Source organism: Anaerococcus hydrogenalis DSM 7454 (assembly GCF_000173355.1).
In the GTDB taxonomy this organism is placed as follows: domain Bacteria; phylum Bacillota; class Clostridia; order Tissierellales; family Peptoniphilaceae; genus Anaerococcus; species Anaerococcus hydrogenalis.
Map to the genome: position 1 here is coordinate 73,648 of NZ_ABXA01000012.1, position 16,862 is coordinate 90,509.

Below are 16,862 nucleotides of genomic sequence, written 5' to 3' on the forward strand. Positions count from 1 at the left end.
ATAAAGAAGGGAATATGAATTTAAAGAAAATATTTAACAAAAAAACTTTAATACTTTTAGTTTTTGATATAATTATAATTAATTTGGCATACTTTTTCGCCTTATTTTTAAGGTTTGATATGCAATTTAATCAAATTCCATTAGAATTTCTAAATGGATTTAGGAATTATGCGATTTTTAACACAATAATCACAATTGCAATTTATATATTTTTTAAGCTATACAGGATGATTTTAGAATATGCATCTTATAATGAGCTAATAAAAATCACTCAAGCTATTATCCTATCAGTATTTATTCATATTATAGGAATTTCTTTATTTTTTATAAGGATGCCTATATCATATTTTATAATTGGATTTTTAATCCAATATATGCTTACGGTCGCTTTAAGATTTGCAAAAAAAATGTTAATTCAAAACAAATATAATGCAATAGAAAAAAATCCAGAATTTAAAAGAGCAATAATAGTTGGGGCAGGTTCTGCTGGTCAAACTATAAAAGAAGATATAAACAAATCAAATAGGCAAGAAAATATAGGAATAAAAGTTGTTGCCTTTATAGATGATAATCCTGGTAAAAAAGGTCAATATATAGACGATACAATTATCTATGGAGACCGTAATTCTATAAAAGAGTTAGTAGACAAAGAAAATATAGACTTAATATTGGTTGCCCTTCCATCAGCACAAGAAGATCAAAAAAGAGAGATTTTACAAATTTGTAATGAAACAAATTGTGAAGTTAAAGTTCTTCCTGGAATTTATCAATTAGTTTCAGGCAGTGTTTCTATGTCTGGAATGAAAGATGTACAAATAGAAGACTTGTTGGGACGAGATCCTGTAAAAATTTTCTCCAATGAAACCTTTGAATATTTAAATGATAAGGTAGTCCTTGTAACAGGTGGTGGTGGTTCTATAGGTTCAGAGCTTTGTAGGCAGATAGCCCAATATGGCCCAAAACTTTTAATAATTTTTGATATTTATGAAAATAATGCTTATGAAATAGAACAAGAACTAAAAAGAAACAATAAAGATTTAAAATTTATTACATTGATTGGATCTGTAAGAGATTATGCTAGGGTTAAAAAAGTATTTGAAACCTACAAACCAGATATAATATTTCATGCAGCAGCTCACAAACACGTTCCATTGATGGAAGTAAGTCCAGTTGAGGCTATAAAAAATAATGTAAGAGGAACATATATAGTTGCCCTTTTATCTTTGATATATAATGCAAAAAGATTTGTATTAATATCAACAGATAAGGCAGTGAACCCTACTTCGATAATGGGAGCTACAAAAAGAGTTTGCGAGAAAATAATTCAAGGAATAAATGATATTAAGGATAAAAAAGAATTTGAAAAACTTGCAAAAATTGATATACAAGATGGAGATAGAAATATAGAAATAGATCCACAAGAATTATTACAAGGAAAAGATCCACAAACAGAATTTGTTGCAGTAAGATTTGGTAATGTATTAGGATCAAACGGTTCTGTAATTCCACTATTTAAAGAACAAATTGCATCAGGTGGACCTGTAACAGTAACCCACCCAGAAATAATTCGTTACTTCATGACTATAAAAGAAGCTGTAAAATTAGTTTTGCAAGCAGGATCCATGGCAAGTGGGGGAGAAATATTTGTTCTTGATATGGGAGAACCAGTAAAAATTGATTATTTGGCAAGGCAATTAATAAAATTATCAGGATATAAACCAGACATAGATATGCCAATAATATACACAGGACTAAGACCTGGAGAAAAATTATATGAAGAAAGACTAATGGATGAAGAACTTCTATCAGATACACAAATAAAAGGAATATCTGTAGGAAGGCCATTAGAATTTTCAAGAAAAGAATTTTTCCAAAAACTTGATAAGGTAATAAACCAAGAAAATATAGACGAATTAGACATAATAGAAACTATCAATACTTTGATAAGTACATTTATAGGAAAGGGGAATAAATAATGACAAAAAAAATGAACATACCATTTTCTCCACCAGATATCAGCGATGAAGAAATAAATGAAGTAATAGACGCCTTAAAATCAGGTTGGATAACAACAGGACCAAAAACAAAAAAATTAGAGGAAGAATTATTACAATTTACTGGAACAAACAAGGGAGTTTGCCTAAATTCCCAAACAGCAGCGGCAGAAATGACCCTTAGGGTTTTGGGAATTGGAAAGGGCGATGAAGTAATAACAAGTGCCTATACTTATACAGCAACAGCCTCAGTAGTAGACCATGTTGGTGCAAAATTAGTTTTAGTAGATACCCAAAAAGAAAATTTGGAAATGGACTACGAAAAATTAAAAGAAGCAATTAACGAAAATACAAAAGTAATCATCCCAATAGACTTGGGAGGAGTACCTTGCGATTATGACAAAATATTTGAAATTGTAGAAGAAAAGAAAAATCTATTTAAAGCAAACAACGAGATACAAAAAGCTTTCGATAGAATTATAGTAATGGCAGATGCTGCTCACGCTTTGGGAGCAGAGTACAAAGGTAAAAAAGTAGGATCAGTTGCAGACTTTTCAAATTTTTCCTTCCATGCAGTAAAAAATTTCACCACAGCAGAAGGTGGATATGCAACTTGGAAAGATATAGAAGGAATTGATAACGAAAAACTTTACAAAAAATACCAACTCTTATCCCTTCATGGCCAATCAAAAGATGCTTTGAGCAAAACAAAATTAGGCTCATGGGAATATGATGTAATAGGACCTTGGTTTAAATGTAATATGACAGATGTTCTAGCAGGAATCGGACTTGCCCAAGTAAAAAGATATCCGTCACTATTAAAAAGAAGAAAAGAAATAATAGAAAAATACGATAAAGCATTTATACCACTAGGAATAAAATCACTAAACCACTTCGACCAAAATCATAAATCATCAGGCCATTTGTATATAACACAAGTTCCAGAAATAGACACAGAACAAAGAAATAAAATAATAGAAGAAATGGCTAGAGAGGGAGTTGCATGCAATGTACATTATAAACCACTTCCTTTATTAACAGCCTATAAAAATCTTGGATTTGATATAAAAGATTATCCAAACGCATATAATCACTACAAAAATGAAATAACTTTACCACTTCATACAAAACTTTCAGATGAGGAAATTGATTATATTATTGAAAAATATTGCGAAATAGTGAAAAAAATTAAATAGATTTTAAGAAGGTTTTATGAAAAAATTAATGATTTTAGGAGCGAGTGTGCTACAAATACCTGCTATTGTAGAAGCAAAAAAATTGGGACTATATGTTATAGCAGTTGACATGAATCCTAATGCAGAAGGTTTTTCATATGCAGATAAAAAAATTGTAGTGAGCACTACAGATACAGAAAAAGTATTAGAAGAAGCAAAAAAAAATAAAATAGATGGGATAATCACAATAGCAAGTGATAGGCCAATGACAACTGTTGCGAAAGTAGCAAAGGAATTAGATTTAATAGGGATAGACGAAAAAACTGCAATCAATGCTACAAATAAATCAAAGATGAGGGATGCTTTAAAAGCTTATGGCGTGCCAATTCCCATGTATTTTTCAGTAGAAGACTATGATCAATATATAAAAGCTATAGACAATTTAAGAAATAAAAAATATAAATGTATAGTAAAACCTGCTGATAACTCAGGAAGTAGAGGAATAAGATTAGTAGAAAATTATGATATTGATCAGTTGAAAAAAATATATGATTATTGCAAAAAAAATTCAAGTTCAGGGAAATTAGTAGTTGAGGAATATATGCAAGGACCAGAGGTAAGTGTAGAAACAATCTCTAGAAATGGCACTTGTAATGTTATACAAATTACAGATAAATTAACAACAGGAGCGCCATATTTTGTAGAAATGGGTCATAATCAACCCTCACAACTTCCTATAGACATAATAGAGAAAATAAAAAAAGTAGCTATAGATGCTAATAAGGCAGTTGGAATTGAAAATGGACCATCACATACAGAAATAAAAGTAACAAAAGATGGTCCTAAAATTGTAGAATTGGGAGCAAGGCTAGGTGGAGATAATATAACAACACACTTAGTGCCATATTCTACAGGGATTAACATGGTTGAAGCCTCAATAAAAATAGCCTTAGGAGAAGAAATAGATATTACAAAAAAAATAAATATGGCGTCAGCAGCTAGGTATAAAAAATGTGATATTGGAAAAATTATAGAAATTTCAGGAATAGATGAAGCAAGAGAAGTTTCTGGAATAAAAGATATTAAAATTGTTCATAAAGCTGGAGATTACTCTAATGTAATCAAAAGTTCAAACGATAGGGTTTGTTATGTAATATCACAAGAAAATTCAGTAAAAGAAGCAATAGAGTCATGTGAAAAAGCTTTGGAAAAAATAAAGGTAAGAGTACAAAAGTAAGGAGAATTATGATATATAAAAAATATATAAAAAGACTTATAGATTTAATATTAGCAATAATTGCCTTGCCTTTTGTTTTAATAATTTGCCTCATATTTGGAATTTTAATTTATCTAGAAGACAGGGGAGATGTTTTTTATATAGCAAAAAGAAGAGGAATAAACGGCTCTATTTTTGGAATGTATAAACTTCGTTCAATGAAGATGAATGCACCTGATATAAGAAATAAAGATAACTCAACATTCAATAGCTCAAACGATCCAAGAGTTACAAAGATTGGAAAAATTTTAAGAAAAACTTCAATAGATGAATTGCCACAAATTTTTAATATTTTAAAAGGCGATATGAGCTGGATTGGTCCTAGACCAATTACTATAAATAGACCTTTAAGTGAATATGATCAAAAAAGAATAGATAGACTTAAGGTGAGGCCAGGATTAACAGGTTACTCTCAAGCTTATTTTAGAAATAACATTTCACAAGAAGAGAAATTACAATTAGACGCAGATTATGCACAAAAAATTTCATTTTTGTTAGATTTAAAAATAGTTTTTAAAACTATACAAATAGTATTGTTGCAAAAAAAATGTGTACACAAATTAAGGAGATTTCCATGTACGATAATAAGAGATTATTAATATTAGGGGCCGGTAGAGGCCAATTAGGTTTATATAAAGCTGCAAAAGAATTAGGTATTCATACCATAGCAGGAACAATGCCAAATGCTCATAAACCTTGTTTAGATTTAGCAGATGAAATTTGTTATATGGATATATCAAATCCTGATGAAGTTGAACAAAAGTCTAAAGATTTAGGCTTAGATGGAGCCGCTACTTGTTGTCTTGATACAGGAATTGTCTCACTTGCAAGATTGTGTGATAAACAAGATTTAGTTGGTTTAAATGAAGAAGCTGCTATAATGTGTGGCGATAAATATAAAATGAAAGAAGCTTTCAAAAAACATAATGTTAATACTGCTAGTCATTTTGTTGTAAAAAATGAAAAAGAATTAAAAAATGCACTAGATGATCTTCAATTGCCAGTTATAGTGAAAGCTACAGATTTACAAGGTAGTAAAGGAATATATATAGCAAAAAACGGAGAAGAAGCTATAAATGGTTTCAAACAAACAATGAATCTTACAAAAAGAGATTACTGTATAGTTGAAGAATTTATAGAAGGGTATGAATTTGGAGCTCAAGCATTTGTTTATGAGAATGAAGTTTTATTTGTAATGCCACATGGTGATGAAACCTACATGAGCCATACAGCCGTTCCAATAGGTCATTATGTTCCACTAGATGTAAAAGATGATGTAATTAAAAAGACGAAAATTGAAGTAAAAAAAGCAATCAAGGCACTTGGACTAAATAATTGTGCTGTGAATGTGGATATGATTTTAAAAAATGATGAAGTATATATCATAGAATTAACAGGAAGAGTAGGGGCAAACTGTCTTCCGGAATTAGTTGAAATTAATTATGGTATAGAATATTATAAAATGATAGCCTCAATGGCAATTTCAGAAAATCCATTAGAGTTTTGTTCACAAAGATCAAGAGAAAATAAAGCAGGTCTTGCAAGAATGATAATTGAAACTAAAAACAGTGGAATTCTAAAAGAAATTGTAAATTCTAATAAAAAAGATGATGATATTATAGAAATTACATTCTTTAAAGAAGAAAATGATGAAATAAGAAAATTTGAAAATTCAAATGACTGTATAGGTCAAGTTATAGTAAAAGCTGATAATATCAAAAAATGTGAAGAAAAACTTGATTTAATCGAAAGTAATATAAAGCTAATTTTAAAATAGTTTTTGTTATTAAGAATATTCTATTAGATATTATTAGGAGGAAATTTGATGTCGGGATATGTATTCATATCAAATGGTAATAAACCATCAGAAGAACAAAGACAAAGCAGGGATAATATTAAGCTTTCTAATGTTAATCGTCCGTGCTTGAAGACAGCTTTAGACATGGGTTATAAAGTATTTTTTGGAGTTAATAGATCAAATCCAGAGCAGCTAAAATGTGAATTACCAGTTACAATGTATGATTCACACACATATAGAAGTATTACAAATTTTAAAGATAATTTAATTGCTTATAATAATCTTAAACAAGTAGTAAAAAATAATAATATAGAAGTAATACACTGTAATACTCCTATTGGAGGAATGATTGGCAGGCTCATAGGCAAGAGATATAAAATTGATAAGGTAATATATACTGCTCATGGCTTTCATTTTTACAAAGGGGCACCAATATTAAACAGAACAGTATTTAAATTAGCAGAAAAGATTATGGCTCATTGGACAGATGCAATAATAACAATGAATGAAGAAGATTATCAAGCAGCAAAAAAGTTTAAACTAAAAAAGAATGGAAAAGTCTTTAAAGTTCATGGAGTAGGAATTAATTTAAATAATATTAATAGTATAGAAGTTTCTAAATTAGATAAAAGAAAAGAACTAGGTTTAAAAGATTCAGACTTAATTTTGATATCTGCTGGAAGACTTGATAAGGGTAAGAATTATATTTCAGCTATAAAAGCTATAGCTAATTTAAAAAGAACTGATTTACATTACTTAATATGTGGTGTTGGGCCTGATGAAAATATATTAAAGAAGTTGTGTGAAGAATATGGAGTCTTTAATAGAGTTCACTTTCTAGGATTTAGAAATGACATCATAGAATTAATGAAAATATCTGATATTTTTTTATTTACATCATTTAGAGAAGGATTACCTAGGGTAACAATGGAAGCTATGGCAACAGGATTGCCATGTATAGTATCTAATATAAGAGGAAATGTGGATTTAATTATGGATAGTAAGGGTGGATTTCTTTGTGATAGTTCTGATGTGAAAAAAATATCTGAGAAAATCAACTATCTTGCAGACGATAAAAATCTTAGAAAAAAGATGGGAAAGTATAATCTAAAAGAGATAAAAGATTACGATATTTCATTTGTAGAGAATGAAATAAGAGATATTTATAGTGAAGTTTTAGAAAAAAATAAATAAAATCATCTAATTTATTATAATTAATTTTTCAATAAAACAATATTTTAAAAGGAGATATAATGAAAATCTGGGTTATAGGTAGAAGTTATCCACAAGATTCTAACAATATGCAAGGTTCATTTGAACTTGAACAAGCAAAAATGCTAGCTAAGCATGGTCACGATGTTACTTATATTTCTTGTATTTTTCATCCTTTTAAAAAAGTGAAAAACTGGAGATTTGCTAATTTTACAGATGACAATGTTAATATTATTACATATTCTCAAATATATACAATAGAAAGAATGAAGTTTCATTTTGAACCTTTTAAAAGAATGATTTGGAAAAAATTATTAAAATACGTTGAAGAAAAAAATGGGATTCCAGATATTATACACGTACACTATCCATCTAATATAACTGTTGCTGATACTATACTTTCATACAAAGAATATGGAGTAAAAATAATATGCACAGAGCATTGGAGCCAAGTTCTAACTAATAAAATAGACAAATATGAGTTGAATCAATTAAAAAAATATGTAAAATATTCTGATACTTTTTTATCGGTCAGTAAATCTTTAAAAGACTCAATAATAAAATTAACTAAGTCAGATAATATAGAAATTTTACCGAATATGGTAAATAAAAACTTTCAAATTTCAAAAGAAGTATCTGATAAATTTATTTTTGTAGCTGTGGGTGCTTTAACTAAAAATAAACAATTTGATAAAATTATTGAAGCATTTAATCAACAATTTTCAAATGAGAAAAACTGTAAATTAAGAATAATTGGTGACGGAAAAGAATTAAAAAATCTTAAAAATTTAGTTAAAAAAAATAAAATTCAAGATAAAGTTATATTTGAAGGAAGATTAAGTAGGGAAGAAACATCGAAAAAAGTTTCCGAGAGTGATGTACTTGTTAGCTTTAGTAAATCAGAAACATTCTGTGTACCAATAATTGAAGCATGGGCATGTGGCATACCAGTGATTACTTCTGATTCGATATCAGTTAATGATATATGGGATAATAGATTAGGCTTTAAAATAATAGGCTCGACTGTTATGGAATTATCTAATTATATGAGTCATATATTTGAAAATTACGAAATATTTGATAAGAAATATATTAGAAATTATGCAATATCCAATTATTCAGAAGATGCTATTTATAATAAATTGATATATTATTATTCAAGATAATATTAGAGGAGTAAAATTAATGACAAATCAGTTAGTTTCAATTGTTATGCCAATTTATAATGCAGAAAGTTATTTAAAAGATTCCATAGAAAGCTTGATAAATCAAAAATATAAAAATTTAGAGATAATATGTGTGGATGATGGTTCTACAGATAATTCTTTAAGAATTCTTAAAAATTATAAAAAAAATGATGATAGAATAAAAATATTAAAACAAAGAAATCAATTTGCTGGAGTCGCAAGAAACAACGGTTTAAATAATGCAAATGGTAAATATATTATGTTTTTAGATTCTGATGATATTTTTGAAAAAAATATGATTTATAATTTGGTAAATAAGGCTGAAAAATATAATACAGATATTATTTTCTTTGGATTTTATAAATTTACAGAAACTATAAAAAAAAGAAGTGTTATAGGAATACCTTATAAAAATAAAAATGTGATTTCCCCTATAGATATCAAATCAGTTATATTTCAAAAAGCACAGGGTGTTCCGTGGAATAAGTTTTATAATAGAGAATTCATTTTAAATAGTGGAATAAAGTTTCAAAATTTAAAAAGTAATAATGATATATTTTTTTCTAAAATGACAACAATATTATCAAATAGAATTTTATTTGAGAAAAAAAGGTATGCAAATTATAGAGTAAACAATGATAATAGTACACAAGGTCAGTATGATGTAAAATCAGGAAACTATGCTAAAGCTATAACTTCTATGTATAAAGAAATGCAAAATAGAGGCATTTATAAAACTTTTAGAAATAGCTTCGAAAAATATGTTCTGGATAGTTTTATTGAAATAATTTATAAATGTGAAAATATTGATTCTTATAAATACTTTATGAAGGATGCTTATATCTCTTTGCACGATATGAATATAAATAAGAAAAATGAAACTTTAAATAACCATATTGCAAAAGAAATATACACTAAAATATTAGATAAAGATTTAGAAGGTGTAATTACAAAGTATTTAAAGTATCTTAAAGACAATTATGTATCTAAGAATTCAATTGAGTTTAGAGTTGGAAAATATTTTTTAAAAAAAATTAAATTAAGGAATTATTAATGGATTTAACAAATAGAAAGCAATCATTACAATATAATAAAAGATACTTAATAGATAAAATTTTAATTACTATAATGTTATTTTATATTTTAATTCCACCATATATTAACTCAATATTGGATAAAAATACCTTTATTAGGAAAATAATTATATTATTATTTATAATTATAACAGGATCTATAATAGTATTTAATAAAATAAAAGTTGATAAGTATTTGATTTGGATAACTATTTCGTATATTTTCCTTATTATCTCAACAATAATAAATAATGGTAGGATATATGATTCTATTATAAGTTCGTTTATGGTAGTAATAATAAGTTTATTTATTATAATCGCAAGATATAAATCTTATTTATCTAATATTTTAATATATTCAATTCGTAATATTACTTTTTTTATATTTTTACTAAACACGATTATATCAATATTTATGCCGTACGGTTTAAATAAAATGGTATCAAACTCGTCACCTGAATTTCTGTATGGTAATATAAATTCTAATTTTAAATACATAATACCAGGAATTCTTTGCTCTATTTTAATTGATAAGAAACAAAATAAATCAATCTCTTTTATTACACTTTTTTTCTATATAGGAACTCTGTACACTTATTTTTTTATATATCAAACAATGACAGCAATTTTAGGTCTATTAGTGATCGTTATATGGATGGGATATAGAAAATTTATAGAGAAAAATATATTTACTATATTCTCTGGTATAGTAGTTTTTATTATTTTATTCAATATTATAATTGTATATAATTCAGATTCAAAAGTAAGTTTATTTTTTATTAAATTATTTGGTAAGAATGAAACATTAAATAATAGAACATATCTATGGAATAATATTATAAAATTAATTAAAAACAATATATTATTAGGATATGGTCTTCAAAATGAAGAGTTTATTGGAATTAATATTGGTAATTATTATGGTAGTCATAATTATTACTTAGATTTAATTTTTTCAAGAGGAATTATAGGCTCTATTTTTATATTTATGTTAATTTTAAGTATAAATAAAAACATATATAAACTTAAAGAATTAACTGACTTAGAGTATATTTTATTAGGCATAATTGTGGTTTATTTATTTATGTTTTTATTTGAACCATTTATTAATTATGAAAGATTCTTTATACCATTATTCTATATTTTAAATAGGGAGCTTTCTATAAGTAAGTATAATTATAAGGTAGATTTAAATGAGAAGTAAAAAAGCATTTTTAAATATATTAACAAATCTAATACTACAAGTTTTTATTTTTGTATATGGTTTCATATTACCAAAAATAATAATGAGCAAATATGGTTCGAATGTAAATGGTCTTATATCATCAGTTACTCAATTTTTAGCATATATCAGTTTATTAGAGTCTGGTGTTGGTCCAGTTGTAAAGTCGATATTATATGAGCCTATTTCAAAAAAAGATAATAAAAAAATTATTGATATTTTATATGCTACTGAAAAGTTTTTTAGAACTATTGCATTAATTTTTATAGTGTATATTATAATATTAACTTTTGCATATCCAAATATAATTAATTCTTCGAAAAGTACTTTGTATGTGTCATCTTTGATTATAATTATTTCAATTAGTATATTTTCTGAATATTTTTTTGGAATGATATATACTATTTTTTTACAAGCAAATCAGGAAACTTACGTTATTTCAATTATTCAAATAGGTACATATATTCTTTCTATACTAGCAGCCTTAATTATGGCAAAAATTGAGGTTTCAGTTCATTTACTAAAACTTAGTATAAGTTTAATTTTTGTATTGAGACCTATTTTACAAAGTGTTTATGTAAAGAAAAAGTACAATATAAATTTAAAAATAGCAAACAAAAATTATGTAATTAAGAATAAATGGGATGGTCTTGCTCAGCATATAGCATATGTTGTTCACTCTAATACTGATGTTACTGTATTAACATTATTCAGTACTTTATCAGAAGTATCTGTTTATTCAGTATATTTATTAGTAGTAAAGGGAGTTAAAGCTTTAATATCAGCGTTTTCTTCTGGACTTGATGCATCTTTTGGAGATATGATAAGTAAAAAAGAAGATGATAATTTAAGAAATAAATTTGAAATTTACGAGATTATTTATTTTATGACATGCACTGTCTTATTTGCGTGCTCAATCGTTTTGATTGTCCCTTTTATAAAAATTTATACCCATAATATACATGACGCTAATTACATTAGGCCTTTATTTGGTATTTTACTTGTAATAAGTGAGTGTATATGGGCAGTAAGATTGCCTTATCTTACTTTATCATATGCTGCAGGACATTTTAAGGAAACAAGAAATGGAGCTTGGCTAGAATGCATATTAAATTTAATTATATCTGTATTTTTAGTAAAAAAAATGGGAATTGTTGGTGTAACAATAGGAACTATTATTGCTATGACAATAAGAACTACTGAGTTTATTTATCATGCAAATTCTAAAATTTTAAATGTAAATATTTATAAAAGCTTAAAGAAAATTGCTTTATTAATTTTTATAATATTTTTAACTTTTATTAGTGCAAAGAAAATTTTTATTTTTGAAAATAGCTCCTATCTAAAATGGATGATAAACGCAATGATAATATTCTTGTATTCTTCTCTACTTACAATTTTATTTAACTTTATTTTTTACAGAAAAAACTTAAGAGAATTGCTTAGAATAGCTAAGTTTATTTTAAAGAAAAAATCTATTTAAATTATTTATATAAGGGAGGGGAAATGAGTAATTTTAAATATTATATTAAAAGATTTGGAATAATAGGAATATTAAAACAAATATTAAATAAATTAGGGTTAATAAAATTCAATGTTTATGAATTCTTATATAACAGATATTATTCTAAATTAAAAAAAGAGAATTATGAAAATGAATTGATAGAATGGTATCAATATAGGTCTCAAAGTGAAAAAAATCCACTAGAAAATCCTAAAACTTTTAATGAAAAAATTCAGTGGTTAAAATTAAATGATTCAACACATCTAAAAACTATATGTGCTGATAAATATTTGGTTAGGGATTATGTCAAAGATAAAGTTGGTGAGGAGTACTTGATACCTTTGTTAGGCTATTGGGATAAATTTGAAGATATTGATTTTTCAAAACTTCCTAAAAAAATGATTTTTAAGTCTACTACAGGCTCAGCCAGATATAAAATAATTAAAGATAAAGATAATATTGATTATAAAGATTTAAAAAAATCTATGGATTTATGGCAAAAACTTCCTTATGGATATGCAGGTATGGAAATACATTATTTTGACATAGATAGAAAAATAATATGTGAAAAACTTCTTGATATGAAAGGTCCTAGTGTTATCGATTATAAGATACATTGCTTTAATGGTAAGCCACTCATTGTTGAATATATTTCAGATAGGAAAGGTCACTCATACTGTGAAACCTGGTTTGATACAAGCTGGAATAAATTAAATATTTTTATGGATGCTGATTCTTCATTTAATCATAAAATAACACCGACACCTCCACAAAAATTAAAAGAAATGTTAAAAATTTCTAAAATATTATCGGAAGATTTTATTTATGTAAGAGTAGATTTATATGAAATAGAAGGAACTATTTACTTTGGAGAATTAACATTCACACCTGCAAATGGATTTGATATATGGAAAGGTACGAAATCACAATTACTTGTTGGAAATCTATTGAGGTTACCTTTTGAAAGTAGATTAAATGATGAAGAAATTTCTAAGATTATGTTAGAATTAAAATTATAATTATTTTGTTATTTACAATATTACAAACCATTGAATTAAACAAAATTTTATTATAAACTAAGAGTTAGAGAATTTTTATTTCTAAATAATTTAAAAATAATTTTATATAAAGGAGAAAATAAATGGATGAAAGAGAAATTGATTTATTGGAATTGGCTAAGAAGTTAAGACAGCATCTTTTTTCAATTCTTTGTTTGGCTGTTATTTTTGCAGCTCTTTCTTATGCAGCTTCTGTTTTTGTTATTACACCAAAGTATGAAGCTACTACTACTATGATTGTTAGTAATTCTAAAAATGAAGACCCTAATCAAAAGGGCGATGTTGATATTAATCAAATCAATGCCAACAGGGCCTTGGTTTCTACTTATTCTGAGATTGTTAAGAGTAAGGGGGTAGCTGATAAGGTTATTGATAATTTGAAACTTGATATGGATTATGGAGATTTTTCTCAAAAGGTTTCTATTGAACCTGTTAAGGATACTCAAATTATTTCTGTTAAGGTTGTTGATACTGTTGCTGAAAGGGCTATGGATATTGCCAATGCAACTTCTATGGTTTTTAAGGATTCTGTTACAAAGATTATGAAGGTTGATAATGTTCAAATTCTTGACAAGGCAAATCTACCTGAAAAACCTTCTTCTCCTAATATAAAGAAAAACACCCTTGTAGGTTTTGTTTTAGGTTTTATTTTGGGCGTTGGTATTTCTTTGTTTAAGGAATTAAGTGATACTACTTTCAAGACAACTGATGATATCCAAGAGGCTTTTGATATTCCTGTTCTTGGAATGGTTCCTGATAAGAGTAAAGGAGAGTAAGATGGCAAAAAAACACGGTTATTATAATACTACATCTGTTTTTGATGAGGCTATTCGTTCTGTTAGAACTAATATTCAATTTTCTGATATTGATAATAAAAAAAGAGTTATTGCTATGACTTCTTCTAAGCCAAGCGAGGGCAAGACTACTGTTTTGTATTCTATTGCCAAATCTTTTGCAGAAAATGGAAATTCTGTTGTGCTTTTGGATTTTGATTTAAGAATGCCAAAGGTTGGAAAGGTTGCTGGTATTGAAACTAATATGGGCCTTACTAATGTTATTACTGGAAAGGTTGAGCTTGATAGGGCTTTGATAAAGGACCAATACGAAGATAATCTTTTTGTTCTTCTTTCAGGTCCAGTTCCTCCAAATCCTGCAGAAATTTTGGCTTCTAATCATGTCAAAGAATTGATTGAGGAGCTTTCACAAAGGTTTGATTATGTATTTTTGGATACTCCTCCAGTAGGATTATTTACTGATGCATCAATTGTTTCTACTTATTGTGATGGGGTAATTTTTGCAATCAAATCTAATGATACTAAAAAAGATGAAGTTTCCCATGCTCTTGAAAATCTTAACAAGGTTAAGGGAAAAGTTTTGGGTGCTATTCTTACTTTTGCAGACCTTAGCGAATCTTCTTACAAGGGTTATTATTAATGATTGATATTCATAACCATATAATTTATGGGGTGGATGATGGGTCCAGGTCTTTTGATGAATCAATGAAAATGGTTGAGCTTTTTATAGAAAATGGTTTTAAGGAAATTATTGCCACAAGCCATTATGATCCATCAAGGTATATGGTAAAAAAGGAAGATATTTTGGAAAAATCTTCTATTTTAAATGATGAGATAAAAAAAGAAATCTAGATTTTAAAATTCACCCAGGCCATGAAATCCACGTTGAGCCAAATACTCTGGATAAAATTCACAAGAAAGAATTGTTGACTTTGAATAATTCAAGATATGTTTTGTTGGAACTTTCTTTTGTCAACAAGCCACTTTTTTTGACAGATTTGATTTATAATCTTTCTCTTGAAGGCTATATACCAATAATTGCCCATGTAGAAAGATATCCTTATGTGGAAAAAAATATTTCATATTTATATGAATTTATAAAGATGGGGGCTCTTATCCAAATTAATTATTCATCCATGAAATCCCACCACCATACCACAAAAAAATTATTGAAAAAAAATATGGTTCATTTTATAGGGACAGACTCTCACCAATCTGAATGGAGAAGTCCAAATATTGAAAATGAAAAAAATGAGATAATAGAAATAATTGGTCAGGAAAAATTTGAAAAATTGACCCAAATTAATCCAAAAAAAGTTATAGATGATGAGTTTATTCCAAGTGGATATGATGAAATTGTAAGAGAAGAAGAAAAAGTAGAAAAGAAAAGTAAGAAAAGAAGTTTATTTAATTTTTGGAGAAAAAAATGAAGATAAAATATATATTATGCTCTTTTGCTCTACTTCTTGCCCTAAGTTCATGTGATAAAAAGCAAGAGAAATATGAAAAAAGAGATGTGCAAATTGATACAGTTTTTGATAGCTCTTCAAATAATATTTCAAATGAAGTTGAAGAAAAAGAGTCTTCAAATGTAGAAGAAAATGCACAAAACAATACAGAAAGTAAAGATTTGAGAACAAAAAGCACAATCAATCTAAGAAGAGGCCCAAGTACAAACGAAGATAACATAATATCCTCAATCCCAGGAAATTCTCAAGTAAAATTATTATCAGAAGAAGAAGATGAAAATGGAGAAATGTGGTCAAGAATTTTCTACGAAGGCCAAGAAGGCTACGTAAGAAGCGACCTTTTAGAAAAATAAATCAATTTCATAAAATTATAGGCTATTGGTAAGAAATTTGCTGATAGCTTTTTTTATGAGAAATTTTTGAGATGATTTTGGTAGGAGTGATTTTTTATGGATTTATTTAATGGATGGATAAAGTAAATTAGAGATCTCTCGACAGAGCTCGAGATGGGTTTTTGGTTTGTGCTTTACTTATTGCTAAAGAAATTACTGAAAATTTTATTATATTTTTAAATAATATAATTTTTAATATTTAATATTATAAACTTTATTTCTTGGGTTTTATATATTGAATTAATTATTAGTATTTATTTAATGATGAGATAAGGTGAATCAGAGATCTCTCGACTGAGCTCGAGATGGGTTTTTGGTTTGTGTTTTTTTATTACTAAAGGCAATTAGAAATCCTTATAAAAATTTTTTTAATCTATTCTTTAGTAAAGAAACTAAATAAAGATATTACCTATCTTGACTAGATTATTGTGACTTGAGTTTGCACAATAATCCCTAAAACTAAGTGCGAAAGCACGAGAAAGTTTGCGTAGCAAACGTGTTTTAGTGCTAGTGAAGTGCATGGAGAGATTTCTTTAATTTGTTTTATATTAAAATAATCTTAATTCCTTGGATTTTATTATATTGAATTAATTACAAGTATTTATTTCATGATAATATAAAGTAAATCAGAGATCTCTCGACTGCGCTCGAGATGGGTTTTAGTTTTGTTCATTATTTTATTGCTAAAGAAAGTTAGAAACCCTTATT

14 protein-coding genes and 1 pseudogene are annotated in these 16,862 nt (G+C 27.0%); all 15 read left to right on the forward strand.

Features of this window, described 5'->3' with window-relative positions; all coding sequences use genetic code 11:
* Window positions 1–14 precede the first annotated feature (14 nt).
* The 15 genes and pseudogenes from ANHYDRO_RS02215 to ANHYDRO_RS02290 all read left to right on the forward strand — a co-directional run bounded on the left by ANHYDRO_RS02215 (window position 15) and on the right by ANHYDRO_RS02290 (window position 16,115).
* A complete protein-coding gene (locus ANHYDRO_RS02215; protein ID WP_004812952.1) occupies window positions 15–1,976 on the forward strand; it encodes a nucleoside-diphosphate sugar epimerase/dehydratase in 1,962 nt (653 codons plus the stop codon).
* A complete protein-coding gene (locus ANHYDRO_RS02220) occupies window positions 1,976–3,190 on the forward strand; it encodes a DegT/DnrJ/EryC1/StrS family aminotransferase (RefSeq protein ID WP_004812953.1) in 1,215 nt (404 codons plus the stop codon). Before ANHYDRO_RS02215 ends, ANHYDRO_RS02220 begins: the two co-directional genes overlap by 1 nt.
* A gap of 16 nt (window positions 3,191–3,206) precedes the next feature.
* Complete coding sequence (locus tag ANHYDRO_RS02225; protein WP_004812954.1) at window positions 3,207–4,406, forward strand: ATP-grasp domain-containing protein; 1,200 nt, start codon at window positions 3,207–3,209, stop codon at window positions 4,404–4,406.
* An 8-nt stretch (window positions 4,407–4,414) separates the two neighbouring features.
* Window positions 4,415–5,044: a sugar transferase gene (locus tag ANHYDRO_RS02230; RefSeq protein ID WP_004812955.1), complete on the forward strand. Its 630-nt coding sequence runs from the start codon at window positions 4,415–4,417 to the stop codon at window positions 5,042–5,044.
* On the forward strand, window positions 5,020–6,222 hold the full coding sequence (locus tag ANHYDRO_RS02235) for an ATP-grasp domain-containing protein (protein ID WP_004812956.1): 1,203 nt from the start codon (window positions 5,020–5,022) through the stop codon (window positions 6,220–6,222). The genes ANHYDRO_RS02230 and ANHYDRO_RS02235 overlap by 25 nt, the downstream gene beginning before the upstream one ends.
* A gap of 48 nt (window positions 6,223–6,270) precedes the next feature.
* On the forward strand, window positions 6,271–7,437 hold the full coding sequence (locus tag ANHYDRO_RS02240) for a glycosyltransferase (protein ID WP_004812957.1): 1,167 nt from the start codon (window positions 6,271–6,273) through the stop codon (window positions 7,435–7,437).
* A 59-nt stretch (window positions 7,438–7,496) separates the two neighbouring features.
* On the forward strand, window positions 7,497–8,621 hold the full coding sequence (locus ANHYDRO_RS02245; protein ID WP_004812958.1) for a glycosyltransferase: 1,125 nt from the start codon (window positions 7,497–7,499) through the stop codon (window positions 8,619–8,621).
* Window positions 8,622–8,640: 19 nt separating this feature from the next.
* Window positions 8,641–9,696: a glycosyltransferase family 2 protein gene (locus ANHYDRO_RS02250; RefSeq protein WP_004812959.1), complete on the forward strand. Its 1,056-nt coding sequence runs from the start codon at window positions 8,641–8,643 to the stop codon at window positions 9,694–9,696.
* A gap of 635 nt (window positions 9,697–10,331) precedes the next feature.
* Window positions 10,332–10,919 carry an O-antigen ligase family protein gene (locus tag ANHYDRO_RS09955; protein ID WP_208853633.1) on the forward strand — a complete coding sequence of 196 codons (588 nt, stop codon included), beginning with the start codon at window positions 10,332–10,334 and terminating at the stop codon, window positions 10,917–10,919.
* A complete protein-coding gene (locus tag ANHYDRO_RS02260; protein ID WP_004812961.1) occupies window positions 10,909–12,420 on the forward strand; it encodes a lipopolysaccharide biosynthesis protein in 1,512 nt (503 codons plus the stop codon). Before ANHYDRO_RS09955 ends, ANHYDRO_RS02260 begins: the two co-directional genes overlap by 11 nt.
* 23 nt (window positions 12,421–12,443) lie before the next feature.
* Window positions 12,444–13,460 (forward strand): ATP-grasp fold amidoligase family protein, encoded by a 1,017-nt coding sequence (locus tag ANHYDRO_RS02265; protein ID WP_004812962.1) that lies wholly within the window; start codon window positions 12,444–12,446, stop codon window positions 13,458–13,460.
* 122 nt (window positions 13,461–13,582) lie between these two features.
* Complete coding sequence (locus ANHYDRO_RS02270; protein ID WP_004812963.1) at window positions 13,583–14,275, forward strand: YveK family protein; 693 nt, start codon at window positions 13,583–13,585, stop codon at window positions 14,273–14,275.
* Between the two features lies 1 nt (window position 14,276).
* The gene (locus tag ANHYDRO_RS02275) at window positions 14,277–14,933 is read left to right on the forward strand and encodes a CpsD/CapB family tyrosine-protein kinase (RefSeq protein ID WP_004812964.1); all 657 of its coding nucleotides are present in this window, start codon (window positions 14,277–14,279) and stop codon (window positions 14,931–14,933) included.
* Window positions 14,933–15,723, forward strand: a pseudogene (locus tag ANHYDRO_RS10305) (tyrosine-protein phosphatase). Before ANHYDRO_RS02275 ends, ANHYDRO_RS10305 begins: the two are co-directional and overlap by 1 nt.
* Window positions 15,720–16,115: an SH3 domain-containing protein gene (locus ANHYDRO_RS02290; protein ID WP_004812967.1), complete on the forward strand. Its 396-nt coding sequence runs from the start codon at window positions 15,720–15,722 to the stop codon at window positions 16,113–16,115. The pseudogene ANHYDRO_RS10305 and the gene ANHYDRO_RS02290 overlap by 4 nt, the downstream one beginning before the upstream one ends.
* Window positions 16,116–16,862 lie beyond the last annotated feature (747 nt).

What these genes read in the sequence shown, in the direction of transcription:
- ANHYDRO_RS02215 (WP_004812952.1), top strand. Translation starts at nt 15, where the DNA reads ATGAATTTAAAGAAAATATTTAACAAAAAAACTTTAATACTTTTAGTT.
- ANHYDRO_RS02220 (WP_004812953.1), top strand. Translation starts at nt 1,976, where the DNA reads ATGACAAAAAAAATGAACATACCATTTTCTCCACCAGATATCAGCGAT.
- ANHYDRO_RS02270 (WP_004812963.1), top strand. Translation starts at nt 13,583, where the DNA reads ATGGATGAAAGAGAAATTGATTTATTGGAATTGGCTAAGAAGTTAAGA.
- ANHYDRO_RS02290 (WP_004812967.1), top strand. Translation starts at nt 15,720, where the DNA reads ATGAAGATAAAATATATATTATGCTCTTTTGCTCTACTTCTTGCCCTA.
- ANHYDRO_RS09955 (WP_208853633.1), top strand. Translation starts at nt 10,332, where the DNA reads ATGACAGCAATTTTAGGTCTATTAGTGATCGTTATATGGATGGGATAT.
- ANHYDRO_RS02245 (WP_004812958.1), top strand. Translation starts at nt 7,497, where the DNA reads ATGAAAATCTGGGTTATAGGTAGAAGTTATCCACAAGATTCTAACAAT.
- ANHYDRO_RS02225 (WP_004812954.1), top strand. Translation starts at nt 3,207, where the DNA reads ATGAAAAAATTAATGATTTTAGGAGCGAGTGTGCTACAAATACCTGCT.
- ANHYDRO_RS02240 (WP_004812957.1), top strand. Translation starts at nt 6,271, where the DNA reads ATGTCGGGATATGTATTCATATCAAATGGTAATAAACCATCAGAAGAA.
- ANHYDRO_RS02235 (WP_004812956.1), top strand. Translation starts at nt 5,020, where the DNA reads ATGTACGATAATAAGAGATTATTAATATTAGGGGCCGGTAGAGGCCAA.
- ANHYDRO_RS02230 (WP_004812955.1), top strand. Translation starts at nt 4,415, where the DNA reads ATGATATATAAAAAATATATAAAAAGACTTATAGATTTAATATTAGCA.
- ANHYDRO_RS02250 (WP_004812959.1), top strand. Translation starts at nt 8,641, where the DNA reads ATGACAAATCAGTTAGTTTCAATTGTTATGCCAATTTATAATGCAGAA.
- ANHYDRO_RS02260 (WP_004812961.1), top strand. Translation starts at nt 10,909, where the DNA reads ATGAGAAGTAAAAAAGCATTTTTAAATATATTAACAAATCTAATACTA.
- ANHYDRO_RS02265 (WP_004812962.1), top strand. Translation starts at nt 12,444, where the DNA reads ATGAGTAATTTTAAATATTATATTAAAAGATTTGGAATAATAGGAATA.
- ANHYDRO_RS02275 (WP_004812964.1), top strand. Translation starts at nt 14,277, where the DNA reads ATGGCAAAAAAACACGGTTATTATAATACTACATCTGTTTTTGATGAG.